Source organism: Streptomyces sp. 5K101 (assembly GCF_046506645.1).
In the GTDB taxonomy this organism is placed as follows: Bacteria; Actinomycetota; Actinomycetes; order Streptomycetales; family Streptomycetaceae; genus Streptomyces.
Map to the genome: position 1 here is coordinate 315,317 of NZ_JBKFFO010000005.1, position 21,268 is coordinate 336,584.

17 protein-coding genes and 1 pseudogene are annotated in these 21,268 nt (G+C 71.0%); 10 read left to right on the plus strand and 8 right to left on the minus strand.

Annotated elements, in window-relative coordinates; all coding sequences use genetic code 11:
- Positions 1-119: 119 nt before the first annotated feature.
- A complete protein-coding gene (gene paaN / locus ACLB9X_RS12405) occupies positions 120-1,799 on the plus strand; it encodes a phenylacetic acid degradation protein PaaN (protein WP_410360353.1) in 1,680 nt (559 codons plus the stop codon).
- A gap of 59 nt (positions 1,800-1,858) precedes the next feature.
- On the opposite strand, the gene ACLB9X_RS12410 is transcribed toward paaN, so the two are convergent.
- From ACLB9X_RS12410 to ACLB9X_RS12420, 3 genes are read right to left on the minus strand one after another with little or no spacing between them, the layout of a single operon-like run.
- On the minus strand, positions 1,859-2,491 hold the full coding sequence (locus ACLB9X_RS12410) for a TrmH family RNA methyltransferase (protein ID WP_410360537.1): 633 nt from the start codon (positions 2,489-2,491) through the stop codon (positions 1,859-1,861).
- A gap of 17 nt (positions 2,492-2,508) precedes the next feature.
- Positions 2,509-3,717 (minus strand): HTTM domain-containing protein, encoded by a 1,209-nt coding sequence (locus ACLB9X_RS12415; protein ID WP_410360354.1) that lies wholly within the window; start codon positions 3,715-3,717, stop codon positions 2,509-2,511.
- Positions 3,714-4,592, minus strand: coding sequence for a DUF5819 family protein (locus ACLB9X_RS12420; RefSeq protein ID WP_410360355.1), 879 nt, complete (start codon positions 4,590-4,592; stop codon positions 3,714-3,716). Before ACLB9X_RS12420 ends, ACLB9X_RS12415 begins: the two co-directional genes overlap by 4 nt.
- A gap of 114 nt (positions 4,593-4,706) precedes the next feature.
- On the opposite strand from ACLB9X_RS12420, the gene paaA reads away from it, so the two are divergent.
- From paaA to ACLB9X_RS12450, 6 genes are all read left to right on the plus strand, one after another.
- Positions 4,707-5,678 (plus strand): 1,2-phenylacetyl-CoA epoxidase subunit PaaA, encoded by a 972-nt coding sequence (gene paaA / locus ACLB9X_RS12425; RefSeq protein WP_410360356.1) that lies wholly within the window; start codon positions 4,707-4,709, stop codon positions 5,676-5,678.
- Entirely contained in the window at positions 5,675-5,965 is a 291-nt protein-coding gene (gene paaB, locus ACLB9X_RS12430; RefSeq protein ID WP_365994931.1) for a 1,2-phenylacetyl-CoA epoxidase subunit PaaB, read from the plus strand. The genes paaA and paaB overlap by 4 nt, the downstream gene beginning before the upstream one ends.
- Positions 5,962-6,681: a 1,2-phenylacetyl-CoA epoxidase subunit PaaC gene (gene paaC, locus ACLB9X_RS12435; protein WP_410360357.1), complete on the plus strand. Its 720-nt coding sequence runs from the start codon at positions 5,962-5,964 to the stop codon at positions 6,679-6,681. Before paaB ends, paaC begins: the two co-directional genes overlap by 4 nt.
- Positions 6,675-7,193 carry a 1,2-phenylacetyl-CoA epoxidase subunit PaaD gene (paaD, locus tag ACLB9X_RS12440; protein ID WP_410360358.1) on the plus strand — a complete coding sequence of 173 codons (519 nt, stop codon included), beginning with the start codon at positions 6,675-6,677 and terminating at the stop codon, positions 7,191-7,193. Before paaC ends, paaD begins: the two co-directional genes overlap by 7 nt.
- Entirely contained in the window at positions 7,194-8,249 is a 1,056-nt protein-coding gene (locus ACLB9X_RS12445) for a 2Fe-2S iron-sulfur cluster-binding protein (protein WP_410360359.1), read from the plus strand.
- A 157-nt stretch (positions 8,250-8,406) separates the two neighbouring features.
- Positions 8,407-9,576: an acyl-CoA dehydrogenase family protein gene (locus ACLB9X_RS12450; protein WP_410360360.1), complete on the plus strand. Its 1,170-nt coding sequence runs from the start codon at positions 8,407-8,409 to the stop codon at positions 9,574-9,576.
- Positions 9,577-9,761: 185 nt separating this feature from the next.
- On the opposite strand, the gene ACLB9X_RS12455 is transcribed toward ACLB9X_RS12450, so the two are convergent.
- The 3 genes from ACLB9X_RS12455 to ACLB9X_RS12465 all read right to left on the minus strand — a co-directional run bounded on the left by ACLB9X_RS12455 (position 9,762) and on the right by ACLB9X_RS12465 (position 12,540).
- Positions 9,762-10,106, minus strand: a complete 345-nt coding sequence (locus tag ACLB9X_RS12455) for a rhodanese-like domain-containing protein (protein WP_410360361.1) — start codon at positions 10,104-10,106, stop codon at positions 9,762-9,764.
- A 64-nt stretch (positions 10,107-10,170) separates the two neighbouring features.
- On the minus strand, positions 10,171-11,016 hold the full coding sequence (locus tag ACLB9X_RS12460; protein ID WP_410360362.1) for a hypothetical protein: 846 nt from the start codon (positions 11,014-11,016) through the stop codon (positions 10,171-10,173).
- Positions 11,017-11,049: 33 nt separating this feature from the next.
- Positions 11,050-12,540 carry a DUF2252 domain-containing protein gene (locus ACLB9X_RS12465; protein ID WP_410360363.1) on the minus strand — a complete coding sequence of 497 codons (1,491 nt, stop codon included), beginning with the start codon at positions 12,538-12,540 and terminating at the stop codon, positions 11,050-11,052.
- Positions 12,541-12,971: 431 nt separating this feature from the next.
- Between ACLB9X_RS12465 and ACLB9X_RS12470 the strand changes: the two genes are divergently transcribed.
- Positions 12,972-13,358, plus strand: coding sequence for a hypothetical protein (locus ACLB9X_RS12470; protein WP_410360364.1), 387 nt, complete (start codon positions 12,972-12,974; stop codon positions 13,356-13,358).
- Positions 13,359-13,640: 282 nt separating this feature from the next.
- On the opposite strand, the pseudogene ACLB9X_RS12475 reads toward ACLB9X_RS12470, so the two are convergent.
- Positions 13,641-14,420: pseudogene (locus ACLB9X_RS12475) on the minus strand (IS5 family transposase); the annotation flags it as partial.
- A 120-nt stretch (positions 14,421-14,540) separates the two neighbouring features.
- Between ACLB9X_RS12475 and ACLB9X_RS12480 the strand changes: the two are divergent.
- Together ACLB9X_RS12480 and ACLB9X_RS12485 are read left to right on the plus strand one after the other, a co-directional pair.
- Complete coding sequence (locus tag ACLB9X_RS12480) at positions 14,541-15,011, plus strand: transposase (protein WP_410360365.1); 471 nt, start codon at positions 14,541-14,543, stop codon at positions 15,009-15,011.
- A gap of 263 nt (positions 15,012-15,274) precedes the next feature.
- Positions 15,275-16,237 carry a transposase gene (locus tag ACLB9X_RS12485; protein WP_410360366.1) on the plus strand — a complete coding sequence of 321 codons (963 nt, stop codon included), beginning with the start codon at positions 15,275-15,277 and terminating at the stop codon, positions 16,235-16,237.
- 131 nt (positions 16,238-16,368) lie between these two features.
- On the opposite strand, the gene ACLB9X_RS12490 is transcribed toward ACLB9X_RS12485, so the two are convergent.
- Positions 16,369-21,222: a DNA repair ATPase gene (locus ACLB9X_RS12490; RefSeq protein ID WP_410360367.1), complete on the minus strand. Its 4,854-nt coding sequence runs from the start codon at positions 21,220-21,222 to the stop codon at positions 16,369-16,371.
- Positions 21,223-21,268: the final 46 nt, after the last annotated feature.

Sequence of the window (21,268 nt, forward strand, 5' to 3'; positions counted from 1 at the left end):
GCGATCCTCCCCGATGAGTTGTCCACAGCTTCGACAGGCCCCCTTGTACCGACCGATCGTTCGGTTACTCTAACTCTGTCATTAGTCCCCTGCCCAGCTCGACGAGGAGTTGGTCCGTCATGCAGCAGCTGACCGAGACCCACCGGCCCACGCTCGACCAGGCCCTCGAAGCGATCCGCACGCGCGCCTACTGGTCCCCGCACCCGGAGCACCCCAAGGCGTACGGCGAAAGCGCCTCCGCGGACGGCCTCGCGGCCTTCGAGGCGCTGCGCGGCACCCGCTTCGACCTGGACCAGCCGGGCACGGACGGCTGGACGGGCGGTGAGATCTCGCCGTACGGGCCGGAGCTGGGGATCGAGTACCCCCACCCCGATCTGGACGTGCTGCTGCCCGCGATGCGCGCGGGCATGGCGGCCTGGCGCGAGGCCGGCCCCGAGACGCGCGCCCTGGTCTGCCTGGAGATCCTCTCCCGCATCAGCGCCCGCACCCACGAGTTCGCGCACGCCGTGATGCACACCAGCGGGCAGGCGTTCATGATGGCGTTCCAGGCGGGCGGCCCGCACGCCCAGGACCGCGGTCTGGAGGCCGTGGCCTACGCGTACGAGGAGCAGACCCGGACCCCGGCCGCGGCCGACTGGTCCAAGCCTCAGGGCAAGCGCGACCCCCTTGAGCTGCGCAAGACGTTCACGACGGCGGGCCGCGGCATCGCCCTGGTGATCGGCTGCAACACCTTCCCCACGTGGAACGGCTACCCCGGTCTGTTCGCCTCCCTGGCCACGGGCAACCCGGTCCTGGTCAAGCCGCACCCGCGCGCGGTACTCCCCCTCGCCCTCACCGTGAAGGTGGCGCGCGAGGTCCTCGCCGAGGCCGGCTTCGACGCCAATCTGGTCTGCCTGGCAGTGGAGCGCCCGGGCGAGGGCATCGCGAAGACGCTGGCGACCCGCCCCGAGATCAGGATCATCGACTACACGGGCTCCACCTCCTTCGGTGACTGGCTGGAGGCCCACGCGCGCCAGGCGCAGGTCTACACCGAGAAGGCCGGCGTCAACACGGTCGTGGTCGACTCCACCGACGACTACAAGGGAATGCTGTCCAACCTGGCCTTCTCTCTGTCCTTGTACAGCGGCCAGATGTGCACCACCCCGCAGAACGTGCTGGTGCCCCGCGACGGCATCACCACCGATCAGGGCCCGAAGACGTACGACGAGGTGGCGGCCGACCTCGCGGCCGCCGTCGGCGGTCTGCTCGGTGACGACGCCCGGGCCAACGCCCTCCTGGGCGCCCTGGTCAACCCCGACGTGAAGGCCCGCCTGGAGGCGGCGTCCGAGCTCGGCGAGGTGGCGCTCCCCTCTCGCGAGGTGGTCAATCCGGAGTTCCCGGACGCGACGGTGCGCACCCCGGTGATCGTCAAGCTCGACGGCGCCCGCAAGTACTGGGAGGCGCAGGACGCGGAGCCCGCGTTCCTCTCCGAGTGCTTCGGCCCCGTGTCGTTCGTGGTGGCCATGGACTCCACGGCGGACGCGCTGGACCTGCTGCGGCGCACGGTCCGCGACAAGGGCGCCATGACGGTCGGTGCGTACACCACGTCCGAGGAGACGGAGCGCGCGCTCGAAGAGGTCTGCCTCGACGAGTCGGCCCAGCTCTCGCTCAACCTGACCGGCGGGGTGTACGTCAACCAGACCGCGGCGTTCTCCGACTTCCACGGCTCCGGCGGCAACCCGGCGGCGAACGCCGCTCTGTGCGACGGCGCGTTCGTCTCGAACCGCTTCCGTGTGGTCGAGGTCCGGCGCCAGGCCTGACCCCGCCCGGCGGGCCGGCCAGTCGCCGGCCCGCCGCCCCAAGAGCAGCGCTGCGCATGTCAGGGCAGCGGGACGTCCGCGTGCCGCTGCACCCACGCGTGCATGGCGATGGCCGCTGCGGCGCCCGCGTTGATCGACCGCGTGGAGCCGAACTGCGCGATCGAGCACACCATGGCCGCGTACTCACGCGCCTCCTGCGTCAGCCCCGGCCCCTCCTGGCCGAAGAGCAGCACACAGCGGCGCGGCAGCTCCGTCCGCTCCAGCGGCACGGCGCCGGGCAGATTGTCGATGCCGATGATCGGCAGGTCCTCCGCGGCCGCCCACGCGGTCAGCGACGCGGTGTCCGGGTGGTGGCGTACATGCTGGTACCGGTCGGTGACCATGGCCCCACGCCGGTTCCAGCGCCGGCGGCCCACGATGTGGATCTCGTTCGCCAGGAAGGCGTTCGCGGTACGCACCACGGACCCGATGTTGAAGTCATGGCCCCAGTTCTCGACGGCCACGTGGAAGCCGTGCCTGCGGGTGTCCAGATCGGCGACGATCGCCTCACGCGTCCAGTACCGGTACCGGTCGACGACATTGCGGCGGTCGCCCTCGGCCAGGAGCTTCGGGTCGTACCGCTCGTCCCGCGGCCACGGCAGTGGGTGCGGTCCCACGCCGATCTCGGGGCCGTAGCCCTCGTCGTACTGCATCGGTTCCTCGGTGGTGCTCACCCGACGAGCGTACGGGGCACCTCGTCGTTCTCCCGTTCCGGCCGCTTCTCGGCGGGCGTCCGCGAGAACAGCCGGTCCCGTGCCCGGGCCGCCCGCGCGCCCAGCCACAGCAGGAACGCGGTCGGAAGGAAGACGGCGTCGGCGGCGATCATGGCGAGCGAGAAGACCGGCAGCCCGAGCAGCACGGCGATGCCCGCGTGCTCCAGCATCATGGCGACCAGCAGGACGTTCTTGACCCGCCGGTTGAAGAGCGTGAACGGGAAGGCGACCTGGACGGCGACCGTGCCGTAGGACAGCACCAGCATCAGCAGACCGCTGGCGGCCAGTGCGTCGGAGAGGGCCGGCCACGGCGTGAAGTAGTCGAGCTTGAGCGGGTAGTACAGGGCCGTCCCATCCTGCCAGCGCGAGCCCTGGATCTTGTACCAGCCGGCGGTCGCGTAGATCAGACAGACCTCGGCCATGATCACGACGAGTGCGCAGTTGTGGACGATGTTGGCCAGGACGTCGAGCAGCAGGCGGGGCTGGCTGTGCGGTGCGTACCGGCAGACCAGCCGCCACAGCCCCTGGGCCACCCACAGCAGCCAGAGCAGCGTCAGTACGAACAGGCCCGTGTCGTTGTGGAGGGAGCCGACCACCAGTCCGGCTCCGAGCACCGTCCACAGCAGGGGGCCGACACGGTCGCGGGAGGGGACACCGGGCACGGTGCGCGCCGCGCGGCGGGCGTCGAGCGACCAGACCTGGGCGCAGCGCGTGAAGACCAGGTAGATCGCCATCAGGTGGACGACATTGTCACCGCCGTCCCCGACGAAGATCGAGCGGTTCTGCAGGGACAGCACGCCGAACATGAACAGCGCGGACACGGCGCGGGTGCGCCAGCCGAGTATGAGCAGCAGGCTCGCGACTATGGACAGGCCGTAGACGGTCTCGAACCACAGGGCGCTGTCCGACCACAGCAGGCTGGTGAAGGCGTTGTTGTTGGCCACCAGGTCCCGGCCCATGTCCCAGCCCCAGGGGCCGCCGGGCCCGTAGAGCTGATGACGGTGGGGCAGCTCGACCAGCAGGAACAGCAGCCAGGTGGTGCCGAACCCGATCCGGACGATCGCGGTCTGGTAGGGCCCGAAGGCCGTCGCCGTGACGCGCTGGACGACGCGGGCCGCGCCGCGCTCCACCGGGGTGGTGATCACCGGCTCCGTGGTGGTGCTCACCGGCCCGCCTCCTTGTCTTCGTTGTCGACGCCGGCTGGCAGATCGGCCGGAGTGATCGTCCACCACGGCAGGAGCCGGTGGACAGGCCTGGTGTCGGTCTTCTCGCCGCTCCAGACGGGTGGCGCGATCGCGCGGGTCGATGACCTGAGCTGGACGCGTTGGACGGGGCCTCCCAGGTCCATGCCGTCGAGCCGCAGCATCACGATGCGGCGTATGTAGCGCTCGGAGAGCCGGCCGCGCAGGCCGTTGGGGCGGGCCTCGTTGTCGTGGGAGCCGAGGAAGAAGTCCCAGCCGCGGCGCAGCTGGTTCTGGTGGATGTGGCTGGGGAGGAGGTTGCCGCGGATGGCCTCGCCGTCCTGCGCGGACAGATCGAACCATTCACTGGTCCGGCGGCTGCCGTCGGCCGCGGTGTACTCGGCCCGTACCTCCACGGCGATGTTCTGCTGGAGCGGATTGGGGGCGAAAAGCTTCCAGTTCTGTTCGAACTCTGGGTAGACCCATCCCTGGACCGTTTCGCCATGGCTCTTCGTGACCGTGTTGGAGGGAGCGACGTGGAGGAAGACCATGGTCAGGTGGACGCACCCGAGGGCCGCGACGAGGGCGAGGGCGACGGCCGCCACGACTTGGTACGGCAGGGACAGCGCGGCGATGCCCCGGTCGGGACCGGACGGAGCGGGGCCGGACGGGGCGACTCCGTCCGAGTCCGGACCGACCGAGGGGCCGGAGGGAGCGAGGCCCGCCGAGGCCGGACCGGCCGGGGCCCCGCCGGACGGCGCGACTCCGTCCGGTGTCGCGTCCCCTTCCGGCGACTGCGGGGCGGCCGGCTGGGAGCCGATGCTCCTGCTCGTGCGGTCCTTGTGCTCGAAGGACTCCATCCCCGCCCCGATCCCCGGTCGTCCACCTCGGTTATCCACAGGCTTGACACCTTAAGGGCCGTCGACCCACCATTGAAGTCGATGAACCGAACGATCGGTCGGTAGGGGGCCCGGATGACCACAGTGACACCGGAGGCGTACGAGGCGGCGTTCGACGCCGCCGTGGCCGCCGACGAGCGCATCGAGCCGCGGGACTGGATGCCGGACGCGTACCGCGCCTCGCTCGTCCGCCAGATGGCCCAGCACGCGCACTCGGAAATCATCGGCATGCAGCCGGAGGCCAACTGGATCACCCGCGCGCCTTCCCTGCGCCGCAAGGCGATCCTGATGGCCAAGGTCCAGGACGAGGCCGGCCACGGCCTGTACCTCTACAGCGCCGCCGAGACACTGGGCACCAGCCGCGACGAGCTACTCGACAAGCTCCACACCGGCCGCCAGAAGTACTCGTCGATCTTCAACTACCCGACTCTGACGTGGGCGGACGTCGGCGCGATCGGCTGGCTCGTCGACGGGGCCGCGATCACCAACCAGGTCCCCCTCTGCCGCTGCTCCTACGGTCCGTACGCCCGCGCGATGGTCCGGATCTGCAAGGAGGAGTCCTTCCACCAGCGCCAGGGCTACGAGCTGCTGCTCACGCTGTCCCAGGGCACGCCGGAGCAGCACGCGATGGCCCAGGACGCCGTGGACCGCTGGTGGTGGCCCTCGCTGATGATGTTCGGCCCGCCGGACGACGCCTCGGCGCACTCCGCCCAGTCCATGGCCTGGAAGATCAAGCGTCATTCGAACGACGAGCTGCGCCAGCGCTTCGTCGACATCTGCGTCCCGCAGGCCGAGGCGCTCGGCCTGACGCTCCCCGACCCCGACCTCCGGTGGAACGAGGAGCGGGGCCACCACGACTTCGGCGCGATCGACTGGTCCGAATTCCAGGAAGTCCTCAAGGGCAACGGCCCGTGCAACGAACAGCGGATCAGCCAGCGCCGCCGGGCGCACGAGGCAGGCGCCTGGGTCCGCGACGCGGCCGCGGCGTACGCCGACAAGCACAGAACAACAGCAGCGCACACCGCGCCCCGGGAGGCGACCATATGAGCAGCTCGACCGAATGGCCGCTGTGGGAGGTCTTCGTGCGCTCGCGCCGCGGCCTGTCCCACACGCACGCCGGCAGCCTGCACGCCCCGGACGCCGACATGGCCCTGAGGAACGCGCGCGACCTCTACACCCGGCGCAGCGAGGGCGTCTCGATCTGGGTGGTGCCCTCCGCCGCGATCACCGCCTCCTCGCCGGACGAGAAGGACCCGTTCTTCGACCCGGCCGCCGACAAGCCGTACCGCCACCCGACCTTCTACGAGATCCCTGAAGGGGTGAAGCACCTGTGAGCAGCACGCCCCGTCACACCGCAGCCCTGGCGCTCGGCGACGACGCACTGGTGCTCTCGCACCGGCTGGGGGAGTGGGCCGGCCACGCCCCGGTCCTCGAGGAGGAGGTGGCCCTCGCCAACATCGCCCTCGACCTGCTGGGCCAGGCCAGGGTGCTGCTCTCCCTCGTCGGTGACGAGGACGAGCTCGCGTACTTGCGCGAGGAGCGCGAGTTCCGCAACCTCCAGCTGGTCGAGCAGCCGAACGGCGACTTCGCCCACACCATCGCCCGCCAGCTCTACTTCTCCGGCTACCAGGGCATGCTCTACGAGGCCCTCGCGGCCGGCGACGGCCCCTTCGCCGGTCTCGCGGCGAAGGCGGTCAAGGAGGTCGCGTACCACCGTGACCACGCCGAGCACTGGGTCGCGCGGCTGGGTGACGGGACGGCGGAGAGCCACGAGCGCATGCAGGTGGCGTGCGAGGCGCTGTGGCGGTTCACCGGTGAGATGTTCCAGCCGGTCGAGGGGCTGGACGTCGAGTGGGAGGCGCTGGAGTCGGCCTGGCTCGCGTACGTCACCGGCGTGCTGGAGCAGGCGACGCTGACCGTGCCGGAGGGGCCGCGCCGGGGCGCCTGGTCGGCGGGCGCGGGGCGGCAAGGCCTGCACACCGAGCCGTTCGGCCGAATGCTCGCCGAGATGCAGCATCTGCGCCGGAGCCATCCGGGGGCGTCGTGGTGACCAGGACGCAGGAGCCGTGCGCCGGTGACACGGCGCTGGAGGCGGAGCTGCGCAGACTGGCCGGTTCCGTTCCCGACCCCGAGCTGCCCGTGCTGACCCTGGACGAGCTGGGAGTGCTCCGCGGGGTTCACCTGGTCGGCCCGGACCGGGTCGAGGTCGAGCTGACCCCGACGTACACGGGCTGCCCGGCCATCGAGGCGATGACCGCGGACATCGAGCGGGTGCTGTACGACCACGGGATGGCGGACGTCTCGGTGGTCAAGGTGCTCTCCCCGGCCTGGTCCACGGACGACATCAGCGAGGAGGGGAGGCGCAAGCTGAGCGAGTTCGGCATAGCGCCGCCGCGCCTCCACCGGGCTGAGGGGCCGGTGCAGCTGACGCTCGCCGTGCGCTGCCCGCACTGCGGGTCGACCGAGACGGAGCTGCTGAGCCGGTTCTCCTCGACCGCGTGCAAGGCCCTGCGCCGCTGTGTCTCCTGCCGCGAACCTTTCGACCACTTCAAGGAGCTGTAGATGTTCCATCCGCTCCGGGTCGGCGCCGTCGAGCAGCTCACCGACGACTCGGTGGCCGTCACCTTCGAGGTGCCGCCCGAGCTGCACGAAGCCTTTCGCCACACCCCGGGCCAGCATCTGGCGGTGCGCCGGATCGTGGACGGCGAGGAGATCCGGCGTACGTACTCGATCTGTTCCCCGGCCGCTCCCGCCGACGGCGTCCCGGTGCTGCGGGTGGGCATCCGCCTGGTCGACGGCGGCGAGTTCTCGACGTACGCCCTCAAGGAGCTGGCCGTCGGCGACGTCGTCGAGGTCATGCCTCCGATGGGCCGGTTCCTCCTGCCGCCCCGCCCCGGGCACTTCGCCGCGGTGGTCGGCGGCAGCGGCATCACCCCGGTCCTGTCCATGGCCTCGACGCTGCTGGCCGAGGAGCCGGAGGCCCGGTTCTGCCTGATCCGCAGCGACCGTACGGCGGCGTCGACGATGTTCCTGGAGGAGGTCGCCGACCTCAAGGACCGCTTCCCGGACCGCTTCCACCTGGTGACCGTGCTGTCCAGGGAGGAGCAGCAGTCGGGGCTGCCGTCCGGCCGGCTGGACCGGGAGCGGCTGACGGCCCTCCTGCCGGCACTGCTGCCGGTGGCGGACGTGGACGGCTGGTTCCTGTGCGGGCCCTTCGGCCTCGTGCAGGGCGCCGAGCAGGCCCTCCGCGGGCTCGGTGTGGACCGCGGGCGCATCCACCAGGAGATCTTCCATGTGGACGACGGCTCTGCGCCGGTCGCCGCTCCGGTGATGGCACCCGCGCATGCGTCCCTGACCGCGACACTCGACGGCCGGTCCGGCACATGGCCGGTGGAGGAAGGGGAGTCGCTGCTGGAGACCGTGCTGCGCAGCCGAGCGGACGCTCCGTACGCCTGCAAGGGCGGCGTCTGCGGTACCTGCCGCGCCTTCCTCGTCTCGGGAGAGGTCCGCATGGACCGCAACTTCGCGCTGGAGCCGGAGGAGACCGAGGCGGGCTATGTCCTCGCGTGCCAGTCCCATCCGGCCACGGCGGAGGTGGAGTTGGACTTCGACCGCTGACACGGCCCGTCCGGGACCTGTCCCAGGAAATCACCCGTCCCCGTATCCCGCCCCGCATGCGCTGTGTTCATTTCCGGCACGGTGCCTTATCTTGACGCTCCGTCAGATATGGCCTCTACCGGTGCCGTTGTGCTTGTACGTGCGGGAGGACGGGACAGTGGACTTCACCTTCACCGAGGAGCAGCAGGCGGCCGTGGAGGCCGCCCGGGCCGTCTTTTCGGGCGTGGCACCCGATGCGGTGCCGAGCCCGGCGCTGACGCCGGGCGCGGTGGCCGATGACGTCGACCGCGCCTTGTGGGACCGCCTCACGCGTGCGGACCTACTCGGCCTGGTCCTGCCGCCGGAGCACGGCGGAGCGGGCCTGGACCCGATCGCCCTGTGCCTGGTGCTGCGCGAGGCGGCGAAGGTGCTGGCCAGGGTGCCCCTGCTGGAGACGAGCGCGGTCGCCATGGCGGTGGCCAGGCATGGCAGCCCCGCGCTGCGCGCCGAGATCCTCCCCCGGGTCGGTCGCGGAGAGCTGATCCTCACGGCCGGGGCGAACGGCCGCACCGGCCACGATCCAGCCGAGCTCGCCGTGACCGCGCGCCGGGAGGACGGGTTCGAGGGCGGCTGGGTCCTCGACGGCGTGCAGACGGGCGTGCCCTGGGCCCAGCGCGCGGACCTCATCGCCGTACCCGCGCACAGCGACGACGGCCGTGCCGTGTTCGCCCTGGTCCCCCAAGGCGCCGCCGGGCTCGCGCTCGCGGAGCAGATCTCGACCAACGGCGAGCTGTTCGCCGAGGTCACACTGGACTCCGTGCGCGTCGACGACTTCGCCGTCGTCGACGCGGACGGCGCGTGGGAATGGCTGCGCCAGCTCCTGGCGACCGGCACGTGCGCCCTGGCACTGGGCCTCGGCGAGGCCGTCCTCGCGATGACGAGCCGCTATACCGCGAAGCGGGAACAGTTCGGCTTCCCCTTGGCGACGTTCCAGGCGGTCGCCGTCCAGGCGGCCGACCGCTACATCGACTTGCGCGCCATGGAGGCCACCCTGTGGCAGGCCGCCTGGCGTCTGTCCGAGCCGGAGGAGACCGGCGCGCCAGGCACGGCGTCCGCAAGCGCCCTGCCCGTCGCGGCCGACGTCTCGGTGGCCAAGATCTGGGCGTCCGAAGGGGTGCGCCGGGTGGTACAGACGGCCCAGCATCTGCACGGCGGCTTCGGCGCGGACACCGACTATCCGCTCCACCGCTTCCACGCCTGGGCCAAGCAGCTGGAACTGTCCCTCGGCCCGGCCGCCGCCCACGAGGAGACACTCGGCGACCTGCTCGCCGCCCATCCGCTCGGCTAGCGGATCCGGCCGGACGCGCGCCCGGCTCCAGTACGGCCGCTCGCCTCTCGGCTGCCGTCGGCGGCCCGTCCGCAGCCCGGTCGTCGACCGCGGCCAACGGCGGACGGCCGAGACGTCGGCACGTGGTGACCGGCCCGCCCGGTCACCGCACACGGCCGGCCCGGCGGAATCGCGTAACGGCGGAATCAGAGCACGAAGGCGGGATCGCCGCTCTCGGTCACCATCGGGCGGCCCGCGCCGTCCCAGGCGAACATGCCGCCGTTGACGTTCACCGCGTCGATGCCCTGCTGCACCAGGTACTGCGTCACCTGCGCGGAACGCCCACCCACGCGGCACATCACATAGGCGCGGCGTCCGTCCGCCACCGCCTCGGTCACCTCGTCGAAGCGGGCGACGAAGTCGCTCATCGGGACGTGCAGCGCACCCTCGACGTGACCGGCCGCCCACTCGTCGGCCTCACGGACGTCCAGCACCAGAGCGTCGGCCGGTACCGCCGCGGCTTCCACGGAGGGCAGCGGGGCGAAGTTCATGGGGCAATGCCTTCCCTCGTATGTACACGGCCCGGACGGGCCGCCTTGCGGGCCTCAAAAAAACCTACTGCACCAAGCCGGCCAGTTCCTTCTCCCGCTCGGCAACCTGCGCGAGCAGCTGCTCCGCGATCTCGTCGAGCAGCGCGTCCGGGTCATCGGGAGCCATCCGCAGCATCGCGCCGATGGCGCTCTCCTCCAGCTCCCTGGCGACCGCGGTGAGCAGCTCCTTGCGCTGCGAGAGCCACTCCAGCCGCGCGTAGAGCTCCTCGCTCTCGCTGAGCTGCTGTTCAGGTGTCACCGGACCGGCCTCCCACTCCTCGGCCAGCTCCCGCAGCCGGGCCTCGTCGCCGAGGCCGTAGGCGGCGTTCACCCGGGCGATGAACTCGTCGCGCCGCGCCCGCTCCGTCTCGTCCTGTGCCAGGTCCGGATGCGCCTTGCGCGCGAGCTCCCGGTAGAGCTTTCGGGCCTCTTCACTGGGCCGCACGCGCTTCGGGGCCCGCACCGGCTGCTCGGTGAGCATTGCGGCGGCCTCAGGGGACAGGCCGTCGCTGTCCACCCAGCCGTGGAACAGCTCGTCGACGCCGGGCATCGGCAGCACCATGGCCCGGGCCTCCTGCGCCTTGCGCAGGTCCTCCGGGTCGCCGCTGCGCGCCGCCCTGGCCTCGGCGATCTGGGCGTCCAGCTCGTCCAGCCGCGCGTACATCGGTCCGAGCTTCTGGTGGTGCAGCCGGGAGAAGTTCTCCACTTCCACCCGGAACGTCTCCAGCGCGATCTCGAACTCGATCAGCGCCTGCTCGGCCACGTGCACCGCCTGCGCCAGCCGGGCCTCAGGCCTCGGCGGCGCGTCCTGGTGCGCGTCGCGCTCTTCGTCGTTCCGGGTGGTCGGTCCCCCGGCGGCTTCCTGGGTCACCCGCCCAGCCTACGGGCGCGGCGGGCCGCCCGGTCACACCCCCAGCTCGGCGGCTATTCGCCCACTCTTGATCGCGGCCAGCAGATCCGCGTGGTCCGCCTCCGTCCGGTCCGCGTACGTGACGGCGAAGGACGCGACGGCCTCGTCGAACTCCTCGCTCTTGCCGCAGTAACCGGCCAGGAGCCGCGGATCGGCACTGTGGGCGTGCGCCCGCGCCAGGAGGGCGCCGGTCATCCGTCCGTAGTCGTCGACCTGGTCGGGCGACAGAGCGGCGGGATCCACGCTGCCCTTGCGGTTCCGGAACTGCCGGACCTGGAACGGCCGTCCGTCCACCGTCGTCCAGCCGAGCAGGATGTCGCTGACCACCTGCATCCGCTTCTGCCCGAGCACCACGCGCCGCCCCTCGTGCTCCACCGGCCGCACCGGGAAGCCGGCGGCCCGCAGATGCGGCTCCAGCGCCGAGGCCCGCGCCTCCTTCACCTGCAGCACCAGCGCATCGCCCCGGTGATCGAGCAGCAGCACCACGTACGACCGTGTGCCGACGCTCCCGGTGCCCACCACGCGGAAGGCGACGTCGTGGATCGCGTACCGCGCGAGCAGCGGCAGCCGGTCCTCGGAGACCGTGGCCAGATACGGACCGAGGGACGCGGCGACCATCGACGCCTCCTCGTCCGGCACCCGCCGCAGCACCGGCGCCGCGTCCACGAAGCGGCGGCCAGCCTCACCGTGCTCGCCCGTCACCGGCTCCGTGGACTTCGCGGCGAAACGAGCGCTGGTGTTGTTGCGGGCCTTCGCGGCGACCCGCTCCAGAGTGCCCAGCAGGTCCCGCGCGTCGGTGTGCGAGACGAGCTCCTCGTCGGCGATGGCGTTCCACGCGTCCAGTGCCGGCAGCTTCGCCAGCAGCCTCATGGTGCGGCGGTAGGCGCCGACGGCGTCGAAGGCCGCCGCCCTGCAGACGTCCTCGTCCGCCCCCGCCACCCGGCCGGCCAGCACCAGCGACACCGCCAGCCGCTTGACGTCCCATTCCCAGGGGCCGACGACGGTCTCGTCGAAGTCGTTGAGGTCGATGACCAGGCGGCCGCGGGCGTCCCCGTAGAGGCCGAAGTTCGCGGCGTGCGCGTCGCCGCAGATCTGGGCGCCGATCCCGGTCACGGGAGTGCCCACCAGGTCGTGCGCCATCAGTCCGGCCGAGCCCCGCAGGAAGGCGAACGGTGAAGCCGCCATCCTCCCCACCCGTATCGGGGCGAGCTCCGGCACGCGGCCCCGGCTGGACTCCTCCACCGCCCGCACGGCGTCGGGCCGCCCGGTCGTGAGGACGAGCGAATCGTGCCCGGACCGCGGCACCCGCGCCCGCAGCGCCTTGCCCAGGTCCTTCGGCGAACCGGCGGCCGCCGTGCTCTTGGTCACGCTGTGGGAAGCGAATCCGGGCACCTCCGGGATGCGCTCTCCGGCCACTGCGCCCGCCCCGCCGACCGCGCCGCTCTCCGGCCGCTGCGGCGGCACCAACATCCCGGCCTCGTCCATGCTGCTGCCTCCCCGGCGTCGTACGCCCTCAACATCAACTGCGATGACCGTACCGCCGGCCCGCGACAGCCGTCTGCCCCTGTGGATAACTCCGTCCGCTCCGCCCAGGCCGCCGTGGGTCAACCCTGACGGCACGGTGGACAGGAGCAAGATGCCAGAGACCTTCCCCGTCATGGGGGCTGACGGGAAGCCGCTCAAGGACGCCAACGGCAGACAAGTGCGGGTCAAGCCCGGAGAGTTGAAGCTACCCTCCCCGGGGAGCGTGCCGGCATCCAGACGCGGAGAGAAGCGCTGGGTGGAGACGGGACCTGAAGGCCAGATGGTGGAGCACGTAGAAGTCGCTCCAAGCGCTCCGTCGGCCGACTGACCTATCCGGGGGCGACAGAAGGTGTTCTGTCGCCCCCATCTCCCATTCACGAAAGAAGTCTCTAATGGGCCTAATCGCCTTCGTTGCGGGGATTTGGTACCTAGCGGCGGGTATTCTGCTGCTGGCAAGCGAGAACCAAGTCGCGGGCGTTGCCTTTGGCTTCCTGCTCGCTACTGCGGGAAGTGCGATGGCGGCGTCCAGCTTCCGGGCAGCTCGCGGTAGCGAGCAGGCTGCGAAGATCGTGCGCCGAAGCAGTTGGACTGTGCTGGCAGTTGTTGCCGCAGCCGCTGCTGCATGGGGATTCCACATTGTCTTTACGGGCGCCTATTCGTTCACTCGCATCGCTGCGAGAAATGGGGCCTTTCTCTACTTTGCAGGTGTTGTCGTTCCGGCCGTTATGGCGCTATTGGCTATCCGTAAAGGATCAAGTTCAAGGGCGTCGAATTCCTGAGCTTTGAGATCTTAAACCTGCCCAGCTCTGAATTCGAGCGGGTGGTTTCAGTTTCTCCGGCGACGAGTTGAACAGAGCTGCGAGGAGCAAGTCGACTGGGGTGTCGATGGTTTCGCTGACGGCCTCCTGGTGGTGATGGGAGGATGGGTCCCAGGCCCCCGACTCTGGGTGGCGCTCTGGGGGCGGTGGTGACCACCAACGCCAGAATGATTAGTCCCGTTGCGCTTCGCGAGATGCCGGTTGACCGCTTCTGCGGGAGCTTCGACGGGTGATGCGCCTGGTTCATGAGCGTGATCGCAGCCAGGCGATCAACGATTCCGAGTGCTGGATGAGGCGTTCGTAGTCGCGTGCGTGTCTGCGGGCGTGCATGATCCAGGCGAGCGACCGCTCAACGACCCAGCGGCGGGGCAGGATGACGAAGCCGGGTGTGTTCTTCGGCCGGCACGGTCTTGAGAGTCAGCCCGAGGTGCTTCTTCGCCCAGGTCCCGAGCTGTCCGGCATAGTCGGAGTCGGCCCAGACGATGGTGATTTCGGGGTGCATGAGCCGCAGGCGGAAGAGCACTTCCTTGGCCGCGTCGCGGTCTGTCATGTCGGCCAGGGTGACCATGACGAACAGCGGCAGGCCCTTGGTGTCGACGACCAGGTGCCGTTTGCGGCCGTTGATTTTCTTCGCGCCGTCGTAGCCTCGCAAGGCGCGGCCGACGGTCTCGGCGGCCTTGACCGACTGGGAGTCGATGACGGTGGCGACCGCGCCGGGCGCCCGGCCCATCTTGCGGCGGATGCTTTTGAGGAGCTGGTCGCGGATCTGCCCGACGACGCCGGCGGCAGCCCAGCGAGCCATGAATCCGTAACAGGTCCGCCAGGGCAGGAAGTCCTTGGGCAGGGCCCGTCACTTGCAGCGGTGTCGACGACGTAGCGGATCGCGTCGACGATCTCACGTCGGTGATGCTTCTCCGGCCTCCCGCCTGCCCTTGTCTCGCAGGCCGGTGTCGGCAGCAGCGGTTCGATCAGGACCCACTCGTCGTCCCAGGTGTCCGAGGGATAGCAGCGTCGCCGCGGCATCGTCTCTCCTCTCCCTCAGCTTGACTCTGTCGGGGATCTTGGAGTTTCCCGGTGCAACGGCGTGATCAACATGCATGCTCGGTGCTGTTCCGCAGGCCGATGTAGCTGTTGGGGTGTGCGTTGTCCTTCCGTTCCCGTTCCGGTGAGCAAGTCCCTTCTCTGACCGCGCAGATCGCGCGGGCGAGCAACCCGGGCGGTACGACGGCGATATGGGTGCGGGACCGGTTGGACGGGCTGTGGCACGACGAGGACTTCGCTGACTGGTACCCGCGCGACGGCCGTCCGGGTCTGTCGCCCGCCCAGCTGGCCACCGTCTGCGTGCTGCAGTTCGTGCTGGGTCTGTCGGACCGGCAGGCGGCCCAGGCGGTGCGCTGCCGCATCGATTTCAAGTACGCGCTGGCCATGGAGCTGGACGATCCCGGCTTCCACCACAGTGTGCTGGCCGACTTCCGCGAGCGCCTCGCCCAGGACGACCGCGCCGACCGTCTGCTCGATCTGGCGCTCGCCCGCCTGAAGGAAGCCGGACTCGTACGCGAGCGCACCACCCAGCGCACCGACTCCACCCAGTCCTGGCCGCGGTACGCGACCTGACCCGGCTGGAACTGGTCACCGAGGCCGTCCGTGCAGTGCTGGAAGAAGTCGCCCGCACGGCCGGGCACCTGCTGGTCGGCCTGGTCGACGAGGAGTGGGGGGCGCCGCTACGGCCGTCCGGTCCGCCTCGGCAAGAACCCCACCCGGCCCAAGACCAGGATCCTTGCCGTGGGCGATGACGCCTGCCGCCTGCTGGAGCGCCTCCACTGGCACGGACCGGGCTACCGGCCCGGCCGCAGGCAGAGGCGCTGCGGCAGATCGTCGTGCAGAACTACTACCGTGACGCGGCAGGCCGCCTGCGCTGGCGCACCGCCGACGACGGCGGGCTGCCGCCCTCCTCCTCGGCGATCGTCTCTCCCTACGACACCACGGCGCGCTACGTCCGCCACGGGCACATCATCAGCTGGAAGGGGTTCGCCGCGCATGTCACCGAGACGTGCGCCTCCGACAGCGTCAACGTGATCACGGACGTGGCCACCACCTCGGCCGCCACCAACGACGGCCAGGCCCTGCCCGGCATCCACACCCGACTGGCCCGTCGCGGACTGCTGCCCGCCGAGCACCTCGTCGACGGCGGCTACACCTCCCTGGTCCACCTGGAACGAGCCGCTCGCGAACACCAAATCACCGTCAGCGGCCCACTGCCGGCCAACCCCACCCGCCAGCACCGCAGGAGCGAAGGCTTCGACCGGGACGACTTCCACATCGATTTCGACCGCCGACAGGTCACCTGCCCCCAGGGCCAGGTCAGCGCGGGCTGGCACGGTCCCTACCCGACCTCCTCGCCCACCGCCGCCCCGCTGATCGTGGCCCGGTTCACCAAGAGCCAGTGCCGCCCCTGCCCGGTCCGCACCCGGTGCACCACCACCGCCGACAGCGCCCGGACCGTGGGCTTTCCCCCACGAGAACTCCGCGACCTGCAACTCCGCGTCCGCGCCGAGCAGCAGACCCGCGACTGGAAGACCCGCTACGCGGTCCGCTCCGGAGTCGAGGGCACCATCAACGAGTTCGCCCACGGACACGGCATGCGCCACTGCCGCTACCGAGGACAGCCGAAAGCCCACCTGCAACACGTCCTCACGGCCATCGCCGTGAACATCGAACGCCTCAGCGGCCGGTCAGACACCGAGGACGTCTCCTCACCAAGACCACCGACCGCCTTCCAGACCTTCCTGGACCAGCACGGCATCCCCCGGTCCAAGTCCTGGCGAGCCTCGGGCAGTTGACCCCGACTGCTCCAAGATCCCCGACAGAGTCAAGCTGCACGGGGCGGTGATATTGCGCATCGGGTGGCTCCAGGGCGGGGAGGGTCGTCCTGCGGCCCGTCTTGCCAGCGCACCTGACGGCAGGCTACGGGTCACCGGTCCGGGGCGCCTTGCGGGCGGGCCGCGTGTCGGCCGAGGGGCGGGCAGCTGAGCAGGTGGCGTGGGTCCGTGGCTCGCGTGATCGCGGTCTCGACGGCTGCGATCCGGTCGGCGAGCAGGCCGAGTGCCGCAACCGCCCGGCCGAGGCTGTCGTCGGCGCCGCCCAGCGCCTGGGCGCGCACGTAGGCGGCCGTGATGTCGGCCCAGCGGGCCGCCTGTTCACCGGTGAGTGTGCCGCGCAGCGCGGCCAGCTTGAGCAGGTTGGCCTCGGCGGCGGAGGTGAGGGTCTGAGCCTCGGCCGTGTAGTGGTCGTCGATCACGGCGGCCAGCTCGGCGTCGTTCATGGCCGGTGACAGCCGGGAGGCGATCTTGTTCATGTTGCGGTAGGAGCCCTGGAGCTGGAAGGGCGGTTCGGTGCGGCTGGCGTCGGCCTGGGCGGCGGAGGCGATGTACGCCTCGTTGACCGTGAGGACCGTCTCACGGGCGGTCAGCAGGTGACGCAGGACGGTGAGGATCCGGTCGAGCTCGGCGGGTGCGTAGGGGTGGATGAGACGGTCCCGGCGGGCCGTGGGGTCTTTGGTGGCCAGGCCGAGCAGAAGCTCCAGGTCGGCGCGCTCGCGTCCGGCGAGCGGAGCGAGGAGCGGGTGGGAGGTGAGCGCGTTCTCGATGAAGCTGAGCGCGAAGGCGTCCTGCTTGCCGGTCAGGACGTCGCCGAGGTTCCACACGTCGGCGCGGTTGGCGAGCATGTCGGGGATGCGGAAGCGCTGCCCCGACTCGGTGTAGGGGTTGCCGGCCATGCAGACGGCGAAGCGCTTGCCGCGCAGGTCGTGGCCGTTCAGGGTGCGGGTGGCGTCGCACAGCGGGATGAACTTCTGCAGCAGCTCGGGAGAGGTGTGCTGGATGTCGTCCAGGTACAGCAGGACGTTGTTGCCGGCCGCCGGCGCGAAGTTGATCTTCTCGATCTCCTGGCGGGCGGTGGCGTTCGGCGCCTGCTCCGGGTCGAGGGAGGTGGTGCTGTGCCCGAGGGCCGGTCCGTCGACCTTCACCAGCAGCAGGCCGAGGCGGTCGGCGACATACTCCATGAGGGTCGTCTTGCCGTAGCCGGGTGGCGAGAGGAGCAGCAGCAGTCCGCTGTTGTCGGTCCGCTTGCCGTCCCCGGCGGCGCCGATCTGCTTGGCGAGGTTGTCGCCGACGAGCGGCAGGTACACCTCGTCGACGAGCCGGCTCCGCACGAAGGACGACATGACGCGCGGCCGGAACTCGTCCAGCCGGAGCCGGGCCCGCTCGGCGGAGACGAGGGCGGTCCGGCGCTGCTGGTACGCGCGGAAGCCCGGCGCCACCCGCTGGGCGAAGTCGCCGGTCCTGGCCAGGAACTCGTCGAGCCGGACGGTCATGGCGCGCCCCTCGACCCTCGGGTGGGCGCCGAGCAGGCCCTCCACCCGGGCGGTGAGGGCGGCGTCCACCTCATGGCGGGCAAGGTCCTGGCAGACCTCGATGGCCACCGCCTCGGCGAGGTCCCCGGCGTCCACGTCCTCGCCGCAGGACGCGGCGTACGAGGAGAGCCAGCCCTCCACCAGCCGCTGCGCCGCCGCCGTGTCCCCCTCGGCCAGGAGGAGGGGGACGTCCTCGGCGTACGGCGATGAGCCGACCGTCCGGTGGAACTTGTCGAGCAGTGTGCGCGCCGCCGGGCCGGTCGTGAAGGACCCACCTGCCGCCAGCTCCTCGACGAGGTACTCGGCCCCGAGCACGGACAGCTTGCCCGCGCCGGACAACTCGTCGCGCAGCGCCTCCAATGCCGGTGCCGTCCCGAACGTCTCCCTCGCCCGCACCAGCGACACGGCTGCCCGCGCCCAGGCCCCGCGCCGACCGGGTGTCGTCCCGTGGGCCCAGAACAGCTGGGCGGCGGCCCGGTCGGCGGCCGGGTACCGCAGAAGCCCGGCCTGCTCGTACAGGTTCAGCAGTACGGAGAGGACGGCGGCCGCGTCGTGGTCGTGGACGCCGCGCTCGTAGCCCTCGTCGTAGGCGGCCGCGGCTGCCTCGCGGACCAGCCCGGGCAGGTCGGCGGCGGCCAAGACCTCGGCGCCGTGCTCGCTCAGCAGGCGCGCCGCCAGGTACTCGGACCGGTAGACCTCTGCGTTCTCGGACGGCAGGAGCTGGTCCCAGTAGGGGCGGGTCTCCGCGAAAGCCGGGTCGGTTACCGGGCGCCGGTAGTCGGTGCCGGTCAGCGCGAACGCCAGCCTGCCGTCCGAGTGCGGTATCAGCGTGAGTTCCGGAGGCTGGGGGTTGACGGCGAAGAGGTGGGTGCCCAGCCGGATCGTGTCGCCGCCGTCCGCGTACAGCTCAACACGGTCCCTCAGCGCCCGCAGTGCCTGCTGCCGGGCGGCCTTCAGCCTGCCCTCCAGCTCCTCGGCACGCACCTGGTCGCCGAGTTCGCGCAGGCCGTCGGCGGTGCGGCGGACCTTGGCCGCCATGGGGTCGGAGACGAAGTAGGTGTTGACCGCGTCGATGCTGTCCAAGCCGGCTGCCCGGCGGGCCATCGTCTCCAGGACGCGGCCGGCCGACTCCGCGAGACGCTCCGCCCGCCGGGCGCGGGCGTCCTGGAGCGTCTGCTTGCGGCCTGCGAAGGCGTCGTGGACCTCGGCACGCTTGTCGGCGATCTCGGTGAGGAAGCCGTCGTGGTCGGCGAACCGCGACTCCAGGTTGTCCAGCTGGAGCAGCAGCCGGGCGAGCTGCGCGTCGCAGCCCTCCGGGGTGCCGGCCGCGGCCAGCGCTCCGGTGACCCCTTGGTTGAGGAGCGCGAACTCGGCCGTGAACTCGGCCCGGCCCTCGCGGTCGAGGAGCTCCCGGCGCCGGGCGGCCAGGGTCGCGCGGGCGCGGTTGAGGCCGCCGAGCACGTCGGCGATCCGCTCCAGGATGGTGGTGCGCACGGTGGCGTCGCCGATGTCCAGGCCGGCGACGACCTCGGTGAAGGTCTGGAGGGCGAATACCTGTGCGTCGAGCCGCTCGGTGACGTGACCGGCCGCGGCGGCGGTGGCGATCCCTTCGGCTTCGGTGGTGAGCCGCTCCACCTCCTCGTGCTGGGTGGCGAAGGCGCCGTCGCGCTGGAGGAAGGTTACCGCCCGCTGCGCGGTGGAGGTGATGTGGTCCTCGGCCTCCCGGGCGAGCAGGTCGACGGCCTCGGTGTCCGCGTACCGCATCTCCTTCAGGGTCACCAGGCGACCCTGAGCGCTGCGCAGTTGGGTGATGCGCTCGATCCACTCCCCGGCGGTGGCCGGAGCCTCTCCGTGGACGCGCCGCGCCAGGCGCCGCATCCGCTCGGCGGACTCGTCGAGCGCCTGGGCGGCGTGGGAGGTGAGCGTCTGTACGGTCTCGAACTCCGTCAGGACCTGCTCGGCGGTGTCCCGCAGCTCCTCCAGCGGGGTGCGCAGGTCTGAGGCCTCCGCGTCGCCCAGCCAGGGGAAGCGGTCGGCCGTCCGGGTGCAGGCGGCGACCAGCGAGGCGTACATCTCGCTGGTGGCGGTGGTCTCGGCGACCTGCCGGGCGATGGCGAGGCAGTCGGAGATGCCGCGGACCAGGTCGGCGTTGCCGATCCGGCCCAGTGGCCCGATGGCGGCCGGGGCGGCCGCCACGTGGGCCTCGGAGACGTACGGCGTGCGCCACACCTGGACCGTGTGGACGCGCGCGGGATCGCCGGACCCGGGGCGCAGTACGGCCAGCGTGCCGTCATCGAGGAGCCCGAAGCCGCGGCACGTGATCGGCGCGGTGATCTCCTTGCGGATGAGGTTGTACGGGAGCAGCTGGGTGCGGCCGTCGGTGGAGGCGTGGAACACGTACAGCACGTCCTCGCCGTTGGGCGAGCGGACGGCCGCCTCGAACTCCATGCCGGAGACGTCCGTGTCGAAGGTCCGGACCGTACCGGTGGTCAGGCAGTAGCCGCCGGGGAAGACGATGCCCTGGTCGTCGGGCAGGCGGCGGCAGGACCGGCCGATGCCGTCCAGCCGGACCACGGTCCTGGTGAGCGTGTTGAACACCAGATGGCGCCAGGCGTCCTCCTTGTAGGGCTTCACCCGCAGGAGGATCAGCGGGCCGACGACCGCGTACGCCACCTCGGCGTCGGCGAGTGACTGCAGTGGTTCGTCGACCGGCTCGCTGTGGATGCCCGCGCCGGTCTCCGTGTCGTTCTCGGTCTTCACGGTGAGCGTGCCGCCGACGGTCGAGACGAAGACCGCGCCGTCGGCGACGGTGATGTGCGGGTGCCGCCCCAGGACGTGATCGTCCCGGGTCGTCGCGCTCCACGAGACGTCGTACGAAGAGGGGAGGACGTGGTCGCGCTCACCGCGTGCGTCGAGAAACCGCACCTCGCCGGACGGCGAGAGCGACCAGCGCAGGACACGGATGTCCTCGGCCTTGGCCCCGGTCCGGAACACAGCCAGCAGCTTGCCGTCCACGTGGCGCAGGCGCAGGAGCCGCGCGCCCTGGAAGTAGCGGTGCAGCGCGGCGAATTCGGTGACGAAGCCGGGGTCGTCGAGCAGGCCGGGCACCGCGTCGGCTGGGAGACGGTTCAGGTCACGGTTGTAGAGGGCGAAGACGTCGTCCGCCGAGGCGGCCTCGTAGCCGACGAGGAGCACGTCGCCGATGGCGACGATGTCGCGGGATACGACGTTGCGCTCCGTACGGAAGTGATCGGTGGCGGCGAGAGCGAGTTCCGTGGCGCCGAAGGCTGCGATGCGCTCGGTGTTGAGAGCGTCCGCGCGGCGGGCCAGCTCGCCGGCCCGGGCATCGAGACGGTCGCGCAGCACCTCGTACGTACCGGCGTCCAGGCCGCTTGCCGCCTCGGTCCCTGTCACTGTTCAGCTCCCTCATGTGCGTGATGAGTCTCCGGAGCTGCCGTCC